We start from the raw sequence: 16222 nt of genomic DNA on the forward strand, positions 1-16222 counted from the left end.
AGCATATCACAATGCCCAGTGGCTCATACGCATAGCACTAAATTGACTTCCTCCCCTCCCTAAAGGAAGGGGATTCCTAATTCATCGAGAACCGGACGAATACACCGAAATGCACGCGCCACTGACATTCTCTCCAAAGGCTAACACCGCCAGTCCGGCGGCTAAAATATTGCGGGCAGCGTTTACGTCACGGTCGTGGATTGCCTTGCATTCAGGGCATTCCCAGACACGTACTGCCAATAGCAAACGATCAACTACACATCCACAACCACTGCACCGCTTACTGGAAGGGAAGAACCTGCCGATTTCGACATATGTTCTTCCCGCCCAGCTTGCTTTGTATGCGAGTTGGCGGGTGAATTCCCCCCAACTTGCATCGGCAATGTGCTTGGCTAATGTTGGATTCTTAATCATGTTCTTCACGGCGAGGTTTTCGGCGCAAACCACTTGGTTCTCGTTAATCAGTTTGCGGGACAGCTTGTGCAAGTTGTCCGAACGGCAATCGGCGATTTTCGCGTGAATACGGGCAACCTTGCGTTTGGCTTTCAGCCGGTTCTTGCTGCCGAGTTTCTTCTTGGCAAGACGACGTTGGTATTTCGCCAGTTTAGCCGCGTATTCTGCGGTATGGCGGGGATTGCCGGATTTAAAACCGTCAGAAGTGACGAACAAATCCTTAATACCCACATCAATGCCCACCTTTTTATCGGTAACGGGCAACAACGTGGAGTCGAATTCACACAGGCAAGACACGAAGTAGCGCCCTGCATGATCTTTGGAAACGGTGATGGTGGTTGGGTCAGACGGAAGCGGCTGACTCAATTTAATCGCCAATGGCTGAGCACACTTCGCCAGCTTCAATTCACCGTTCTTAAAGGTAAACGCGCGGTAAGTGAATTCGGCTGATTGGCGGTGCTTTTTGGATTTAAAGATGGGATATTTCGCACGACCTTCAAAGAAGTTTTTGAACGCGGTTTGCTGATTTCGCAAGCATTGTTGCAGCGGGACACTAGAAACATCGTTTAGAAACAGGGACTCAGGCAGTTTTTTGATGGCAGTCAATCGAGCGTTTGCGCCCATGTAACCAATTTTTTCTTGAGTCTGATCATAAGCATCCGTGCGGTAACGCAAAATGCTGTTGTACACGTAGCGCACACAACCAAAGGTTTGTGCCAGCAATTTTTCTTGTTGCTGGTCGGGATAAAACCTGAACTTGTAGGCGCGTTTCGTTTGCATGGCTCTCAGTATAGTTGATGCGGTGAGTTATGCGTGTTTAACCAAGATAGCTTAACGAAAGAGGAGCGAGAAGAGGGTCGGCTACCGCCGACGCACTATCCCTCCCCGACCTAAAGGACGGGGTATCTCGCGCAAGATGGATGAAACGCCACGCTGCCAATCCTACGCACTGTCACCAAATCCGTTTGCCCGCAAGTGGGCTATCTGCCACCGACGTAAATATCCAAGTTTGCGAGTGCGGTTGGAGCGTGCCACAATGATCATGTACCTCGTTAGCGGAGAAATCTCATGCAATTGACGTTCGATATTCCAGAAAAATTCTTTGCTTATCAAACACCCAAAGAGCTTATACGCCTCCTCAAACTGAATACGGCGATTGATCTTTATCGGCGCGGCAAACTCTCGGCTGGTGCTGCTGCTGAATTCGTTGGCGACCTTGACCGTTATGAATTCCTCTACGAATGCCGCCAACGTGGGATTGAGCCACAAACCTACGACAATGTTGAAGAACTGCAAGCTGAAATCGACAACATTCACGCCGCTCGCTGCTGAGGCAAATGCACATCGACCACGATTTCCGAATAAGGCGTAAACACCTTGCCCTGTGCATCGCGCTCAATTGCCAGCCACTCCATCAAACGTTCCACATCGTTATGCACATTCTTGTAATCGCGCTGCAAGGTGCGGGCAAGTTCGGCAATGCTCATCGCGCAGTGTTCGCGCAACGTTGCCAACATGTGTTTACCCCGCCCTACGCATGAACGATCAAGCTATCCCTCGTCAGTTCGATGAAACGCGCGTCCGCAAAAGCCGCCTCGATTTTCCCCAGGTTGTTCAGGAATAAGGTTTTCAGCTCATCGTTGTGGATGTTGCCTGTTGATACCAACAGCAACTTCCACGGCTGATCTTTTAACCAGAATGAATCCACGAAATCAGCATCTTTGGTGACAACAATTCGCTCTTCTGCAAGCGAAAGGTCGTTGATGAACTGATCAGTCGTTCGATTTGCTTGCGGTAAGCCCAAGGTATGGCGCGTATCGTAACCTGCGTCCTTAAGCTGGATTGCCAACTTGCGTGGCAAATGTGCATCGACCAGAAACTTCATGCTGCCAATGCCATTTCAATGCGCTTAACTTGGGAAAGACGGGCGGCATACGCCAGCACTGCCAGCAAATCCTCGCGTTCCAAGTCTTCGTAGTCATCCAGAATCTCATCGAGACTCATGCCCGCGCTGAATAGCTCCAACATGGTTTCCACAGGGTAACGTAACCCACGGATGGTTGGTTTGCCGTGGCAAATGCTGGGGTCTATGGTGATACGGTTGTGTGCATTCATTCGCTGTCCCTCAGGTGCTTTTCAAAAAGCATATCACTTGGATGTGTAACATGATGGATATAAAATACACTAACCCATCCTATCCAAACGAGTATTGTTGAATGGCTCATTTGTATGAAATGCAAAATATACCTTCTGTCGACCAGTATGTCGTTGGACTCACAAAAATCCAGTCATCAATAACTGACTTGCACATCAAAGCCTTTCAAGCCCATTACCAAGCACCCAATTATTCAGCAACAGCCAAACAGATTGCGTTTTGGGCTGGCATTTCTGGTGGACACACTCAAATCAATTTGCTTTACGGTAAACTGGGACACAAGCTTTGCGACGAATTGGGTATCAAACCTGATCTGCGCCCTGATAGCACTCATCGTTGGTGGTCAGTCTGGTCATCAGGATGGCAAACACCTAAGGGATTTATCTGGAAACTTCTTCCACCAGCAGCGGAAGCATTTGAACAATTGGGCTGGGTTGAAACGGCAGTCTTTGCTTCTACGGATGAAGTCATTTCCAATGAAATCTTGCTTGAAGGTGGCTTATACCGCATAGCAGTAAACGCCTATGAACGCAACCCAAAAGCGCGTCGCCAGTGCATTGCTGCACATGGGACAACTTGCTGTCTTTGTGGCTTTAATTTTGGCAATATCTACGGCAAAGCTGCTGAAGGTTACATTCATGTTCACCATGTACGCCCACTCTCTGAAATCAAGGCTCAATACACCATCAATCCTGTCAAAGACTTACGACCTGTCTGCCCCAACTGCCATGCCGTTTTGCACATGCGTAGCCCCGCATATAGCATCAATGAAGTGAAAGTGATGCTAAGTCATTCAGAATCAAAAGGATAGCAGGAATCCCTGCTCATCCCTCTCACCCACAACAACTACAATTCCTCTTATACTTCTCCATCTTCCCAATCCCCGGATTAAACGTATTGGTTGGATCGAGCTTTTTGTAAAACTCCCGCAAGCCACTTTCCGCCTCATACAAATGCCCGACATTATGCTCCGCCGGATACTTCGCCCCCCGCGCATCCAGCAACGCCAACATCGCCTTTTTCACCGCATGGGCATCCGCACCCTTTTTCAAAATGTAATCCTGATGGAAAACATGGCACATGAAATGCCCGTAATACAACGTATGTTCAATCTGGCTACTAACATGCTCCGGCAACTGTTCCACCCAATCCGCATCATTGCGCCGCAAGGCAATATCCAACGCCAACATCTCGCCAACCCGATCACTGAACAAAGTCTGGTAACGGATCGCAGCACCCGCCGCCGCAAACCGCTGCAAGAAAGCCTTACTCGCCTCCTGCGGCGTACACTCAAAATACGCGCCCGCATTGCCCGCATCCGCAAAGAATTCCGGCAAAAACGCCTGCGCCTCGGCAATCCCGCCCTCACTCATTTTCAGAATCAAGTGATGCTCATAACGGTCACGGAACTCCAGCAAACGATCCGGTAAATGCTGCGGAAACAAACGGCTTGCCCCCTGCATCACCCGATCACTCAAATATTTCGGCAACAATGGCAGCTTATTTAAGGTCGCATCGGTACGCCCCTTGTACGCAAACAGTTTGGGCATCACATCCGTCCCCAACTTCTCAATCGTCAGAAACGTATCCTTGCCGTACTTTTCCGCAATATTGAAAATGTCGCGGTGCATGTATTCGCCCACTTCCGGCACATTCGCAAACTGGCTGAGGATGTGCCGACGCAAGCGCGTCAACACCTGCGGGTCATTCGTGCCGATGTAAAACGCTTGTTCCTGCTGCACCATCGGAAACGTATCCAACCGCACCGCAAACACCGCCAATTTTCCCGCGCACCCGCTGGCTTCAAACAAACGGCTTTCATCGGCATTGAAACGCGCCGGTGTCGCCGCATCCACATCGCGCAACCGCGCCACGTAGTCGCGAGCCGATGCCAGCTTACCGCCGTCATCCACCCCGTCTTTCGCAAAATCGCCAGACTCCAGCCGCGTAATCATCTCCTCCGGCGACTCGCCCAACGCAATCCCCAAATGGTTAACCATTTCCAGCTTGCCCTGTTCATTCACCCGCGCAAACAACGCCATTTCGGTGTAAGCAGGGCCACGCTTGACCAGCGCCCCACCCGAATTATTCGCCACCCCGCCAACAATCGACGCGCCCAGACACGACGAGCCGATCACCGAATGCGGCGCACGCTTCAACGGCTTGAGCAACTTTTCCAGCTTGTGCAACGTCGCACCGGGGAAACTCAACACCTGTTCACCGCCATTCAGCAGCACCAGATCGTCCATTGCCAGCGTATTGATCACCACCACCTCACGGTCGTAATCGTCCCCGCTGGGGGTCGAGCCTTCGGTCAGACCAGTCTTCGCCGCCTGCATAATGATGATGGTATTTGCCTCGACACAGGTTTGTAACACTTGCCACAAATGCAACAGCGTTTGCGGAAACACCACCGCCAAGGCCGTGCCACAGCCCGACCGGAAGCCGCTGCGGTAGTACTCGGTTTTACGTGGGTTGGTGGCAATGTTGGCTTCACCAACAATTTCGGCTAATTGCTGCACGAGTGCATGGCTGGGCATTAAGTTTCTCCTCTCGATAATCCTGCTTACTGGTCTTACCAAATTATCACGAATTTAGGTGGTAACGCTATAAAATCATTGACAATCCGTCAGTGCTGCCCATAGTATCGCAAAACTGGTAAGTTGGTAATACCAAATGACCCGTTTCGGAGGAGATTTTACCGCTAAGCTCGTTCTCTATGGAGGAGACCCCCTATGCAAACTTGGGCGCAAGTCTATGACCCGCTAGGCAATATCTGGCTGTCCAGCCTGATTGCTTTGATTCCTATCGCTTTTTTCTTCATGGCACTCACTGTATTGCGCATGAAAGGGCATATCGCTGGCACGATTACCGTGGTGCTGGCGTTGGCAGTTGCCATACTGTTCTACCAAATGCCTGTACCGATGGCGTTGGCATCTGCCGGATATGGCTTCCTGTATGGCTTGTGGCCGATTGCATGGATCATCATTACTGCGGTTTTCCTTTACAAAATCACCGTAAAAACGGGGCAGTTTGATATTGTCCGCAGCTCGGTGCTATCGGTAACGGAAGACCAACGTCTGCAAATGTTGCTGGTCGGCTTTGCTTTCGGCGCGTTCTTGGAAGGTGCGGCAGGCTTTGGTGCACCCGTTGCGATTACCGCCGCGTTGCTGGTTGGTTTAGGCTTTAACCCGCTGTATGCCGCCGGTTTGTGTTTGATTGCGAATACCGCTCCGGTAGCATTTGGTGCAATGGGTATTCCCATCACCGTGGCTGGGCAAGTCACTGGGCTTGATCCATTCCACATTGGGCAAATGGCAGGTCGTCAATTGCCGTTGCTCTCAGTCATCGTGCCGTTCTGGTTGGTGGCGATTATGGATGGCTGGCGCGGTATCAAAGAAACCTACCCGGCGATTTTGGTGGCAGGCGTTACCTTCGCTGTGACCCAATTCCTGACGGCTAATTACATTGGGCCTGAACTGCCGGACATCACCTCTGCGATCGTGAGCTTGATCAGCTTGACCCTGTTCCTGAAAGTGTGGAAGCCGAAAAACATCTTCCGTTTCCCCGGTCAAGAACGCACCAAAGCGCAACAAAAAGCTGAACCAATCCATTCCGCTGGCGCAATCATCAAAGCGTGGTCGCCGTTCGTTATCCTCACCGTGATGGTGACGATTTGGAGCTTGAAACCCTTTAAAGCAATGTTCGGTAAAGACGGCATGTTGGAAAGCTGGGTATTCAAATTCTCCATTCCTTACCTCGACAAACTCGTCACCAAAATGCCGCCGATTGTTGCCGAAGCCAAGCCCTATGAGGCGATGTACAAGTTTGACTGGTTCTCCGCGACGGGTACTGCCATCCTGATTGCTGCCATTATTACCCTGTTCGTCTTGCGCATGAAACCGCTGGAAGGGCTGCGTACTTTTGGCGAAACCATCAGCGAATTGAAACACCCGATCTACACCATCGGCATGGTATTGGCATTTGCGTTCATTGCTAACTACTCCGGCTTGTCTGCAACCTTGGCGTTGCTGTTGGCGGGTACTGGCGCAATGTTCACCTTCTTCTCACCGTTCTTGGGCTGGTTGGGTGTGTTCCTGACAGGTTCAGATACGTCATCCAACGCGCTATTCTGTAGTTTGCAGGCGAATACCGCGCATCAAATCGGCGTGCAAGACACCTTGCTGGTAGCAGCGAATACCACGGGTGGCGTAACCGGCAAGATGATTTCACCGCAATCCATCGCGGTCGCGTGCGCAGCAACCGGGTTGGTGGGCAGAGAGTCGGATCTGTTCCGCTTTACGCTCAAACACAGTCTGATGTTTGCAACCATCGTGGGTATTATCACTACGCTGCAAGCGTATGTGTTCCCGTGGATGATCCCTTGATTGGGTGATTAAAACCCCCTACACTCGGTCTTATCAAAATTGGTAAGACCAGAGTGCATGAAGAAGACCAGACTTTCCGACCAGATTGCCGAGCAACTCGAAACCATGATTGCTACGCAGGGACTCAAACACGGGGATCGTTTACCCGCCGAACGCCAATTGGCTGAACAATTGGAGGTATCACGCCCGTCGTTGCGTGAAGCCATCCAGAAATTGATCAGCAAGGGCTTGCTGGTCAGTCGTGCTGGTGGTGGGACGTTTGTGCAACAAGCTACCCAAAATCATTGCGCCGATCCGTTGGTGGCACTGTTTCGTGATAACCCCGAATACCGTTTCGACGTGCTGGAAATCCGCCACGCGCTGGAAGGCAATGCCGCGTGGTATGCCGCGTTGCGGGCGACGGATGAGGATAAAGCCAATATCCGCGCCCATTTCGAGCAGATGATTGCGCTGCATGGCAGTGATGACCCGATGGACGAAGCGCGTGCCGATGCGGCGTTTCACTTATCCATCGTCGAAGCCTCGCACAATCTGGTACTGCTGCACGTCATGCGTGGCTTGTTTGAACTGCTGCAAAACAGCATTTCGCACAATCTGGATAAGCTCTACACCATTCCACGGGTGTTTGAGCCGCTCAAAGACCAGCACCGTGAACTGATGGAAGCCGTGGTTGCCAGTGACCCCGAACGCGCCCGTAAAGCTGCGCAAGAACATCTGGCTTTTGTGGAAGATTCCCTCAAAGACATCGACGCTGACGAAGCCCGCAAGGTGCGTTCGCTGCGTCACCTAACACTCGTTGGAAGGTAGGCTCTAATGGCAACAAAACCCGATACCATCTACTTCTTTGGCACTTGCCTCGTCGACCTGATGTACCCGCAAGCGGGTGTGTCGGCGATGCAATTGATCCAACGTGCGGGGGTGAAAGTCATTTTCCCACCCGCACAAACCTGTTGCGGACAACCCGCCTGGAACTCCGGCTACCGCGACGAAGCGCGTAGCGTGGCACGGGCGCAACTCGCGCTATTCCCCAAACCCATTCCCATCGTGATTCCGTCAGGCTCGTGTGCGGGCATGATGAAAGTGCATTACCCCGAATTGTTCGCAGGGCAGCCTGACGAAGCGCAAGCGGCGGATGTCGCCAGTCGCGTGTACGAACTCACCGAATTCCTCGTCGATGTGTTGCACATTGAACTGCACGATTTGGGCGAACCTGTGACAGTGGCGGTACACACCTCCTGTTCTGCCCGCCGTGAAATGGGCGTTGCCGACAAAATCGAATCCTTGCTGGGGCAACTCAGCAATGTGCAACGGGTAGAACATGCCCGCAAGCTGGAATGCTGCGGTTTCGGTGGCACGTTTGCAGTGAAAGAACCGGAAATTTCCGCCGCGATGGTGCTGGATAAAGTGACCCACATCCGCAATACCGGCGTGGATCGTTTGATCAGTCAGGAATGCGGTTGCTTGATGAATATTGGCGGGGCAATGGCAAAGCAGGGGGATGCGATTCCACACCAGCACATTGCCGAATTTTTGTGGGAAAGAACCGGAGGGAACGCAGCATGAGCAGCGAATTCCGCAATACTGTCCGCGCTAACCTCGCCAAGCCCGAAGTCCGCGCCAATTTCTACCGCGCGATGGATGGATTGATGACGCGTCGCCTCGACCAATTCCCCGACAAAGCCGAACTGGAACGCTTGCGCACCCAAAGCATGGCAATCCGCGCCAATGCCTTGAGCAAATTGCCGGAATTGCTGGAAACCCTCGAAGCCAACCTGACCCGCAATGGCATTCAGGTGCATTGGGCTGAAACCACTGACCAAGCTAACCAAATCGTGCTGTCGATTTTGCAAAAGCATAACGCCAAGTCGATTATCAAAGGCAAGTCGATGGTGTCGGAAGAAATGGGCTTAAACCATTTCCTCGAAGCCTTGGGCATTGAAGCCTTGGAATCGGATTTGGGTGAATTCATTATCCAGCTCGATCACGAAGCGCCATCGCACATTATCATGCCCGCGATTCACAAAAACCGCATACAGATTGCCAAGCTGTTCCACGAAAAATTCCCCGACATTCCCTACACCGAAGACGTGGATGAGCTGACGCAAACCGCTCGACGTATTTTGCGCGACAAGTTTTATGCCGCACCCGTGGGGCTTTCCGGCGTGAACTTCATGGTGGCGGAAACCGGCACGTTATGTTTGGTGGAAAACGAAGGCAATGGGCGGATGTCGACCACCGCGCCGTCGGTGCATATCGCGGTCACGGGCATTGAAAAAGTCGTGGAAAGCCTGAGCGATGTGCCGCCACTGTTGAGCATTTTGACGCGCTCGGCGACGGGGCAACCGATTACCACTTACTTCAATATGATTTCCGGCCCGCGTAAGCCGGGGGAAAAGGATGGTCCCGAAGAGGTGCATCTGGTGTTGCTGGATAATGGGCGTTCCAATATTTACAGTGACCCAGAATTGCTGGCGACGCTGCGTTGCATTCGGTGCGGGGCGTGTATTAACCATTGCCCAGTGTATGTGCGCATTGGTGGGCATAGTTATGGCACGGTGTATCCGGGGCCGATTGGTTCGATTTTAGAACCGCAAAAAGCCGGGTTGGATGTGCATGGCGAATTGGCGCAAGCCTCAACCTTGTGCGGCGCGTGTAGCGAAGTTTGCCCGGTACGCATTCCGATTCCGAGTATTCTCAACCGCTTGCGTTATGACGGGGTGCGCAGGGATACCGCCAATACCAACACCGTGGGTTCGGGTAAACGCCGTACTTTGAGTGAAGCAGCGACATGGAAAACCTGGGCGTGGGCAGCAACGCATCCGACGATTTACCACGCCGGTTCGACGCTGGCGACGCGCTTCAAAGGCATGTTACCGACCAATTTGGGCGCGTGGACGACGGTACGTAGTGCGCCAAAATTGGCAGAATCCACCTTGCACCAACAGGCAAAAAATCTGGGAGTCGACCATGAGTAATACTGCACGCGCCAATATTCTCGCTCGTTTGCGCGAACCGCAACGCCCGGAGTGCGGCTTTAGCGAACGCGATTACCTGAGCCGTTACGATTGGGATACGGCGGAACGGGTACGCCGCTTTACCGAACGCATGGTCGCAGTACGCGCCGAAGTGCATCACACCACACCCGAAACGTGGCTGGATGTGGTCAGTCAGGTGTGTGCAGCCAAGGGTTTGAATAACCTGTTGGTTTCGCCGGAAACCGTGCTGGGTAAACAGCTTCACGCACAAGCCGAACGCTTTCCCACCCTCAAAACCTACGACCATCCAATTGAAAGCTGGAAACAGGAGCTGTTTTACGGGATAGATGCGGCGTTTACGGGCACGTATGGCGGGATTGCGGAAACGGGAACGCTGATCGTGATGCCGAGTGCGGATGAGCCGCGTTTGATGTCGCTGGTTCCTCCCGTGCATATTGCGGTTCTGGAAGTGGCGAAGCTCTACACCACGTTTGCGGAGGCTGTGCAGGCGCAAGGCTGGGTGCAAGCGGGAATGCCAACCAATGCGTTGCTGATTTCGGGGCCGTCGAAGTCGGCGGATATTGAGCAGACGTTGGCGTATGGTGTGCATGGGCCGAAGGAGCTGGTGGTGATCTTGGTGTGAATCCTGATTCCCCCTTTATCCTAAAAGATTAAAGGGGGAATCATTTTTTATTTTTCAATATATTGTTCAAGTTTCTTTGTTACAGTGTTGGCGTCCATGAAAATATCAGCTAAGGGAAAAGTAAATCCCATCCCTTTCAGTCCTCCTCCTACATCTTCCCATTCGCCAGTATTAATATTTTCATCATCTATCTCTCCAGATGCATCCCATAATGTTTCAAATGACTCTTTCGAAGATTTGATAGGTTTGAAGGCATAAACACCTACATAAGCATCACCAAACGGCAGAGAAACTGGATCAGGAACTCCTTTTACATTTAATGCTTTTAAATTATCTTTCGAAAAATTATCATCTGTAATTAATGCAAAAGATAAACCTAAGTCATGAATGGATGATTTATCTCCAGAGGTTTTCCAATAAATGTGTGACGATGTAAATAGTGGAACAAAATCCCAGGCCCACTTACTACGTAATTGATCACATCCCCACCCCTTGCGGTAAAGCGGGCAGGGCAAAGCCAGCGCGGGCAGCGGTAATAACACTGGCAAGATAAGCCAAGGCAGACTGTCCACGTTTGCGGCAAGTACCGATGATGCTGGCCAGCATGGCAAACGCACGGCTCCCCGTAGCACTCTTTGTGCCATGGTTGGTTTTGCGCAGGATCACCCAATGGCGCAACGCCCGCTCAGCCTCATTATTGGTCAAGGGAAGCCACGGGTGGTCAAGGATTCGGAAAATGGCATCCCAATCATTGATGAACTCTTTCGCCAGTGCCGCCGTCTTGTCATGGGCAGATACGGCATGGATCAAGCATAATGCCCTGAATTCCAGGAGTTTTGCCTGATGGCGTTGACGGATCACGTCGGTTTGCGTCCCCACCGTGCCGCCTGCTGCCCGCCAAGCGTAAATGTCGTCCTGTAATACCCTCAGCCAAGCGAGGGTGAAGTTGCCAAACGTCCGCCCGTCTTTGTCCAGTGATTCTGCCAGCCCACGGGCTTTGCGGATCAGGTGCGCCCAGCAACGCAAGCGTTTGGGGTGGTGGCGGTAAGCGGCATAGCCATCACTCATCAGCCAGCCCCCAAAGTGGGGGCTAATCACGTTGTCGAGCATTTCAATGGTGCGCTGCCCTACGTAGAAACAAACGCTGAGGGTGGTGACGAATGTCCATAGCCACAGGGCTTCGCCACGCTCTTTCCAAGAGGTTTCATCAATATACAGCACCCCGCCGTCAGCGGTGGCTTCTGCCAACAGCCCTTCCACCAAGGCATCTTCCAATGGAGAAGCACTCGCGGCTGCTTCCTCAAAACATTGCTGCAACACCCCGACACTTAGGGGAATGCCCAACACCTCCCGCAACAGTTCTTGTGTGCCACGCAGTGACAAGCGTGAGCGCAGCCGTAGGTGGACAATAAGTGCCGCCAGATTGCCCCCAATCAGCCGCCACTCGCCCACATCAACCTCCGGGTATAACGGGTCGGGAGCTTGGCGATGCGGGATATGGCGGCTCACATGACCGCAGGTGCATACGCTATCGTGAAGGTGGTGGCGGGTGGTGATGACGGTCAGTCCGGGGTTCCCATCCGTGCCAAACTGGATGTCCACACTGTCATAGGCGGTATAAATACGGGAGACAGCCGCATCCAGGGACCTGCCACAGGCTTCACATCGGCTGGGGTAATGGTGTTCGTCTGCATTGATGGGCGGATGCCATACCCGACCATAACCCGGTGCGCCGGGTTGTTTACCCGCTTTGCGTTTGGCTGGTTGGGCTGGCTTTGTGCCCGCCACAGCTTCTGGTTCCGGGGTTGGCTTTCCTCTGGCTGCACCCACCCCTTCTGTTTCGGGCAAAGCCACCGTTTTGGGTGACGTTTCCCACGGGAAACCGCTGCTGGGTGGTTTGGAGGAGTTGTTGGAGTTTTGGTTGATCTGTTCCCGCGCTTCTTTCAGGTCATGCAACAACTTGGTCGACAGGTGCAGCAGTTCCTCCGGCGTGAGCTTGGCAAGGTACTGGCTGTTAAGCTGTTTGAGGCTGTGGTCTTTCAGTTGTTGGGTCATCGGGGGAGTGTCGCAAATTTAGTGCGTTTGGGTAAGGGGGGACTGTTCAGTTACCTTACTACTAGGTCGAGTTTTCTTTGTACATACCCTATCTGTATTCAATGGCCCCCAATGAATAAAATTACTACAGCCAAAATTATTGGCTACAGAATCAAATATTGGCAAGATTCTTTGGTAAAAAGCTACCGAAATGCGATGGGCATTTTGTATCTGATTAACGAGTAGTTCAGCATCTTCTTGGGTTATTTCCGCCATAAATCAATCCTTAGCTTGCTTTGTATCGCAGCTTTAAATAAAGGGTAAAAACAATTGTCAACTTGTTTATCTTCAGCTTTTTTTATGCTGAGTGAAGTTGACTGCATTTTTGATATATTTAGTTTGGCTTGTTTTGCCATCTTCAACATATCGGAGAACGGCCTTGGTCTTTCTGTTAGTCCGAATAATGCAAGTGAGCTTAACCAGTCTATATAAACTCGACTATCCCGACTTGTTGTATTGTCGTGCAAAATTGCAATTCCATGTTGCAATGTCTCCCAACTCAAACTCTTAAGTGAAATTAAAATCTCTTCGTCTGCATATTCTTGCTCTACTTCTTGCAATATGGATTGGTTTATTTTCGAGTTACCACCTAAAGAAATAAAGTATATCTTTTCAGGCTTATCCCACTCGTCATCCTTAAGTAGAGCGGTAATTTCATTACGCCATTGGTCAGGATTTTGCTGTCCAGCGAAAGGCGGCTTTACTTCAATCAATATTAATGCATTTTCATAACTGATGATTACATCAGGTTCAACATGTCTACGTTCTTTAATTCCTTTTAACTTTGACCAAAATATGGTTTCTTGGTAATCCCCTAATTCATCCACATGTTCTTTGGGTAAAAATATATTGAGAAAGTCTCGTTCCCCTTGTTCTGATAAATAGGGAAAACGCCCAAAAATAGTGGCCGTTAACAAGTCTTCACGTTGACGAAAAACTTCACGCCAACTTTGATCTTCACCATCAATTGAAATTCGCCCTGCTTTACCATGTAGAACGGCGGCTAACATAATAATTCCTTATGATTTGCCATGAGGTATATTGATTGATTTGTGGACAAAAATCAATCTTAAACGAAGCTGGTAGTGAAATGCCTAATCAGAGGTTTGATCTAGCCCAGCAAACCCGGACACCCCAAGAAGTGAGTACACTATACTCGACACTTGAGGTAAAAGATGAAACCAAGCAAACCAACAACCAAGCCTTACACACGGCGTTCCGCAAGCTACAAAGATGAAGCTCTGAAATTGGCGGATCGAATCGGTTACGCGGAAGCAGCCCGTCAACTTACAACCGTAACCGCTTACACAGTACCTTGGGCTATCTCAGCCCGTTGGACTTTAAAGCACAATTCCTCACAAGTTGAGGTGTCCGGGTTTAATGGGCTAGATCAGTTTCTGACGTATTTGACTTCCTCCCCTCCCTGAAGGAAGGGGATTCCTAATTCATCGAGAACAGGACGAATACACCGAAATGCACGCGCCACTGACATTCTCTCCAAAGGCTAACACCGCCAGTCCGGCGGCTAAAATATTGCGGGCAGCGTTTACGTCACGGTCATGGATTACCTTGCATTCAGGGCATTCCCAGACACGTACTGCCAGCGGCAAGCGATTGACGACGAATCCACAGCCACTGCACTGCTTGGTGGAAGGAAAGAACCTGCCGATTTCGACATACGTTCTGCCCGCCCAATTGGCTTTGTACGCGAGTTGGCGGGTGAATTCTCCCCAACTTGCATCCGCAATGTGCTTGGCTAATGTTGGGTTTTTAATCATGTTTTTCACGGCGAGGTTTTCAGCGCAAACCACTTGGTTCTCGTTAATCAGTTTGCGGGACAGCTTGTGCAAGTTGTCCGAGCGGCAATCGGCGATTTTCGCGTAACTGAACAGTCCCCCCTTACCCAAACGCACTAAATTTGCGACACTCCCCCGATGACCCAACAACTGAAAGACCACAGCCTCAAACAGCTTAACAGCCAGTACCTTGCCAAGCTCACGCCGGAGGAACTGCTGCACCTGTCGACCAAGTTGTTGCATGACCTGAAAGAAGCGCGGGAACAGATCAACCAAAACTCCAACAACTCCTCCAAACCACCCAGCAGCGGTTTCCCGTGGGAAACGTCACCCAAAACGGTGGCTTTGCCCGAAACAGAAGGGGTGGGTGCAGCCAGAGGAAAGCCAACCCCGGAACCAGAAGCTGTGGCGGGCACAAAGCCAGCCCAACCAGCCAAACGCAAAGCGGGTAAACAACCCGGCGCACCGGGTTATGGTCGGGTATGGCATCCGCCCATCAATGCAGACGAACACCATTACCCCAGCCGATGTGAAGCCTGTGGCAGGTCCCTGGATGCGGCTGTCTCCCGTATTTATACCGCCTATGACAGTGTGGACATCCAGTTTGGCACGGATGGGAACCCCGGACTGACCGTCATCACCACCCGCCACCACCTTCACGATAGCGTATGCACCTGCGGTCATGTGAGCCGCCATATCCCGCATCGCCAAGCTCCCGACCCGTTATACCCGGAGGTTGATGTGGGCGAGTGGCGGCTGATTGGGGGCAATCTGGCGGCACTTATTGTCCACCTACGGCTGCGCTCACGCTTGTCACTGCGTGGCACACAAGAACTGTTGCGGGAGGTGTTGGGCATTCCCCTAAGTGTCGGGGTGTTGCAGCAATGTTTTGAGGAAGCAGCCGCGAGTGCTTCTCCATTGGAAGATGCCTTGGTGGAAGGGCTGTTGGCAGAAGCCACCGCTGACGGCGGGGTGCTGTATATTGATGAAACCTCTTGGAAAGAGCGTGGCGAAGCCCTGTGGCTATGGACATTCGTCACCACCCTCAGCGTTTGTTTCTACGTAGGGCAGCGCACCATTGAAATGCTCGACAACGTGATTAGCCCCCACTTTGGGGGCTGGCTGATGAGTGATGGCTATGCCGCTTACCGCCACCACCCCAAACGCTTGCGTTGCTGGGCGCACCTGATCCGCAAAGCCCGTGGGCTGGCAGAATCACTGGACAAAGACGGGCGGACGTTTGGCAACTTCACCCTCGCTTGGCTGAGGGTATTACAGGACGACATTTACGCTTGGCGGGCAGCAGGCGGCACGGTGGGGACGCAAACCGACGTGATCCGTCAACGCCATCAGGCAAAACTCCTGGAATTCAGGGCATTATGCTTGATCCATGCCGTATCTGCCCATGACAAGACGGCGGCACTGGCGAAAGAGTTCATCAATGATTGGGATGCCATTTTCCGAATCCTTGACCACCCGTGGCTTCCCTTGACCAATAATGAGGCTGAGCGGGCGTTGCGCCATTGGGTGATCCTGCGCAAAACCAACCATGGCACAAAGAGTGCTACGGGGAGCCGTGCGTTTGCCATGCTGGCCAGCATCATCGGTACTTGCCGCAAACGTGGACAGTCTGCCTTGGCTTATCTTGCCAGTGTTATTACCGCTGCCCGCGCTGGCTTTGCCCTGCCCGCTTTACCGCAAGGGGTGGGGATGTGATC

17 protein-coding genes are annotated in these 16222 nt (G+C 51.8%); 8 read left to right on the forward strand and 9 right to left on the reverse strand.

The genetic code is table 11. From position 1 onward, the window contains the following. Positions 1-81: 81 nt before the first annotated feature. The gene (locus J1836_RS06405) at positions 82-1233 is read right to left on the reverse strand and encodes an RNA-guided endonuclease InsQ/TnpB family protein (RefSeq protein WP_207250258.1); all 1152 of its coding nucleotides are present in this window, start codon (positions 1231-1233) and stop codon (positions 82-84) included. Positions 1234-1521: 288 nt separating this feature from the next. Here J1836_RS06405 and J1836_RS06410 point away from each other — a divergent pair, with 288 nt between their 5' ends. Continuing rightward, positions 1522-1785: a UPF0175 family protein gene (locus tag J1836_RS06410; protein WP_207250259.1), complete on the forward strand. Its 264-nt coding sequence runs from the start codon at positions 1522-1524 to the stop codon at positions 1783-1785. On the opposite strand, the gene J1836_RS06415 is transcribed toward J1836_RS06410, so the two are convergent. The 3 genes from J1836_RS06415 to J1836_RS06425 are packed head-to-tail and all read right to left on the reverse strand — an operon-like array spanning position 1767 to position 2568. Next, on the reverse strand, positions 1767-1970 hold the full coding sequence (locus tag J1836_RS06415; RefSeq protein WP_207250260.1) for an HVO_A0114 family putative DNA-binding protein: 204 nt from the start codon (positions 1968-1970) through the stop codon (positions 1767-1769). The genes J1836_RS06410 and J1836_RS06415 overlap by 19 nt on opposite strands. A gap of 14 nt (positions 1971-1984) precedes the next feature. Next, positions 1985-2338, reverse strand: a complete 354-nt coding sequence (locus J1836_RS06420; RefSeq protein WP_207250261.1) for a DUF5615 family PIN-like protein — start codon at positions 2336-2338, stop codon at positions 1985-1987. Next, entirely contained in the window at positions 2335-2568 is a 234-nt protein-coding gene (locus J1836_RS06425; RefSeq protein ID WP_207250262.1) for a DUF433 domain-containing protein, read from the reverse strand. The genes J1836_RS06420 and J1836_RS06425 overlap by 4 nt, the downstream gene beginning before the upstream one ends. Positions 2569-2669: 101 nt before the next feature. On the opposite strand from J1836_RS06425, the gene J1836_RS06430 reads away from it, so the two are divergent. Then, positions 2670-3419, forward strand: coding sequence for an HNH endonuclease (locus tag J1836_RS06430; protein ID WP_207250263.1), 750 nt, complete (start codon positions 2670-2672; stop codon positions 3417-3419). 22 nt (positions 3420-3441) lie between these two features. On the opposite strand, the gene dld is transcribed toward J1836_RS06430, so the two are convergent. After that, entirely contained in the window at positions 3442-5148 is a 1707-nt protein-coding gene (gene dld / locus J1836_RS06435; protein ID WP_207250264.1) for a D-lactate dehydrogenase, read from the reverse strand. Between the two features lie 195 nt (positions 5149-5343). On the opposite strand from dld, the gene lldP reads away from it, so the two are divergent. Genes lldP through J1836_RS06460 form a run of 5 tightly spaced genes read left to right on the forward strand, consistent with a single transcriptional unit; the run spans position 5344 to position 10614 of the window. Further along, positions 5344-6996, forward strand: coding sequence for an L-lactate permease (gene lldP / locus J1836_RS06440; RefSeq protein WP_207250265.1), 1653 nt, complete (start codon positions 5344-5346; stop codon positions 6994-6996). 57 nt (positions 6997-7053) lie between these two features. Further along, the gene (lldR, locus tag J1836_RS06445; protein WP_207250266.1) at positions 7054-7803 is read left to right on the forward strand and encodes a transcriptional regulator LldR; all 750 of its coding nucleotides are present in this window, start codon (positions 7054-7056) and stop codon (positions 7801-7803) included. A gap of 6 nt (positions 7804-7809) precedes the next feature. Beyond that, a complete protein-coding gene (locus tag J1836_RS06450) occupies positions 7810-8559 on the forward strand; it encodes a (Fe-S)-binding protein (RefSeq protein ID WP_207250267.1) in 750 nt (249 codons plus the stop codon). Continuing rightward, a complete protein-coding gene (locus J1836_RS06455) occupies positions 8556-9971 on the forward strand; it encodes a LutB/LldF family L-lactate oxidation iron-sulfur protein (RefSeq protein WP_207250268.1) in 1416 nt (471 codons plus the stop codon). Before J1836_RS06450 ends, J1836_RS06455 begins: the two co-directional genes overlap by 4 nt. After that, positions 9964-10614 carry a LutC/YkgG family protein gene (locus tag J1836_RS06460; RefSeq protein ID WP_207250269.1) on the forward strand — a complete coding sequence of 217 codons (651 nt, stop codon included), beginning with the start codon at positions 9964-9966 and terminating at the stop codon, positions 10612-10614. Before J1836_RS06455 ends, J1836_RS06460 begins: the two co-directional genes overlap by 8 nt. A 47-nt stretch (positions 10615-10661) precedes the next feature. Here the strand turns inward: J1836_RS06460 and J1836_RS06465 are convergent, their stop codons facing one another. The 4 genes from J1836_RS06465 to J1836_RS06480 all read right to left on the reverse strand — a co-directional run bounded on the left by J1836_RS06465 (position 10662) and on the right by J1836_RS06480 (position 14615). Next, a complete protein-coding gene (locus J1836_RS06465; protein WP_207250270.1) occupies positions 10662-11156 on the reverse strand; it encodes a hypothetical protein in 495 nt (164 codons plus the stop codon). Then, the gene (gene tnpC / locus J1836_RS06470; RefSeq protein WP_242632653.1) at positions 11092-12669 is read right to left on the reverse strand and encodes an IS66 family transposase; all 1578 of its coding nucleotides are present in this window, start codon (positions 12667-12669) and stop codon (positions 11092-11094) included. The genes J1836_RS06465 and tnpC (J1836_RS06470) overlap by 65 nt, the downstream gene beginning before the upstream one ends. 242 nt (positions 12670-12911) lie before the next feature. Continuing rightward, entirely contained in the window at positions 12912-13718 is an 807-nt protein-coding gene (locus J1836_RS06475; RefSeq protein WP_207250271.1) for a hypothetical protein, read from the reverse strand. A 435-nt stretch (positions 13719-14153) separates the two neighbouring features. Further along, positions 14154-14615, reverse strand: coding sequence for an RNA-guided endonuclease TnpB family protein (locus tag J1836_RS06480; RefSeq protein WP_242632747.1), 462 nt, complete (start codon positions 14613-14615; stop codon positions 14154-14156). Positions 14616-14642: 27 nt separating this feature from the next. Here J1836_RS06480 and tnpC (J1836_RS06485) point away from each other — a divergent pair, with 27 nt between their 5' ends. Next, complete coding sequence (gene tnpC / locus J1836_RS06485; protein WP_242632653.1) at positions 14643-16220, forward strand: IS66 family transposase; 1578 nt, start codon at positions 14643-14645, stop codon at positions 16218-16220. Positions 16221-16222 lie beyond the last annotated feature (2 nt).

The organism is Thiothrix fructosivorans (assembly GCF_017349355.1).
Lineage (GTDB): Bacteria > Pseudomonadota > Gammaproteobacteria > Thiotrichales > Thiotrichaceae > Thiothrix > Thiothrix fructosivorans.

Excerpts from the sequence above, each read along its gene's own strand:
- J1836_RS06455 (WP_207250268.1), top strand. The coding sequence starts at position 8,556 with ATGAGCAGCGAATTCCGCAATACTGTCCGCGCTAACCTCGCCAAGCCC.
- J1836_RS06415 (WP_207250260.1), bottom strand. The coding sequence starts at position 1,970 with ATGTTGGCAACGTTGCGCGAACACTGCGCGATGAGCATTGCCGAACTT.
- tnpC (WP_242632653.1), bottom strand. The coding sequence starts at position 12,669 with ATGACCCAACAACTGAAAGACCACAGCCTCAAACAGCTTAACAGCCAG.
- lldR (WP_207250266.1), top strand. The coding sequence starts at position 7,054 with ATGAAGAAGACCAGACTTTCCGACCAGATTGCCGAGCAACTCGAAACC.
- lldP (WP_207250265.1), top strand. The coding sequence starts at position 5,344 with ATGCAAACTTGGGCGCAAGTCTATGACCCGCTAGGCAATATCTGGCTG.
- J1836_RS06475 (WP_207250271.1), bottom strand. The coding sequence starts at position 13,718 with ATGTTAGCCGCCGTTCTACATGGTAAAGCAGGGCGAATTTCAATTGAT.
- tnpC (WP_242632653.1), top strand. The coding sequence starts at position 14,643 with ATGACCCAACAACTGAAAGACCACAGCCTCAAACAGCTTAACAGCCAG.
- J1836_RS06430 (WP_207250263.1), top strand. The coding sequence starts at position 2,670 with ATGGCTCATTTGTATGAAATGCAAAATATACCTTCTGTCGACCAGTAT.
- J1836_RS06410 (WP_207250259.1), top strand. The coding sequence starts at position 1,522 with ATGCAATTGACGTTCGATATTCCAGAAAAATTCTTTGCTTATCAAACA.
- dld (WP_207250264.1), bottom strand. The coding sequence starts at position 5,148 with ATGCCCAGCCATGCACTCGTGCAGCAATTAGCCGAAATTGTTGGTGAA.
- J1836_RS06420 (WP_207250261.1), bottom strand. The coding sequence starts at position 2,338 with ATGAAGTTTCTGGTCGATGCACATTTGCCACGCAAGTTGGCAATCCAG.
- J1836_RS06425 (WP_207250262.1), bottom strand. The coding sequence starts at position 2,568 with ATGAATGCACACAACCGTATCACCATAGACCCCAGCATTTGCCACGGC.
- J1836_RS06450 (WP_207250267.1), top strand. The coding sequence starts at position 7,810 with ATGGCAACAAAACCCGATACCATCTACTTCTTTGGCACTTGCCTCGTC.
- J1836_RS06460 (WP_207250269.1), top strand. The coding sequence starts at position 9,964 with ATGAGTAATACTGCACGCGCCAATATTCTCGCTCGTTTGCGCGAACCG.
- J1836_RS06405 (WP_207250258.1), bottom strand. The coding sequence starts at position 1,233 with ATGCAAACGAAACGCGCCTACAAGTTCAGGTTTTATCCCGACCAGCAA.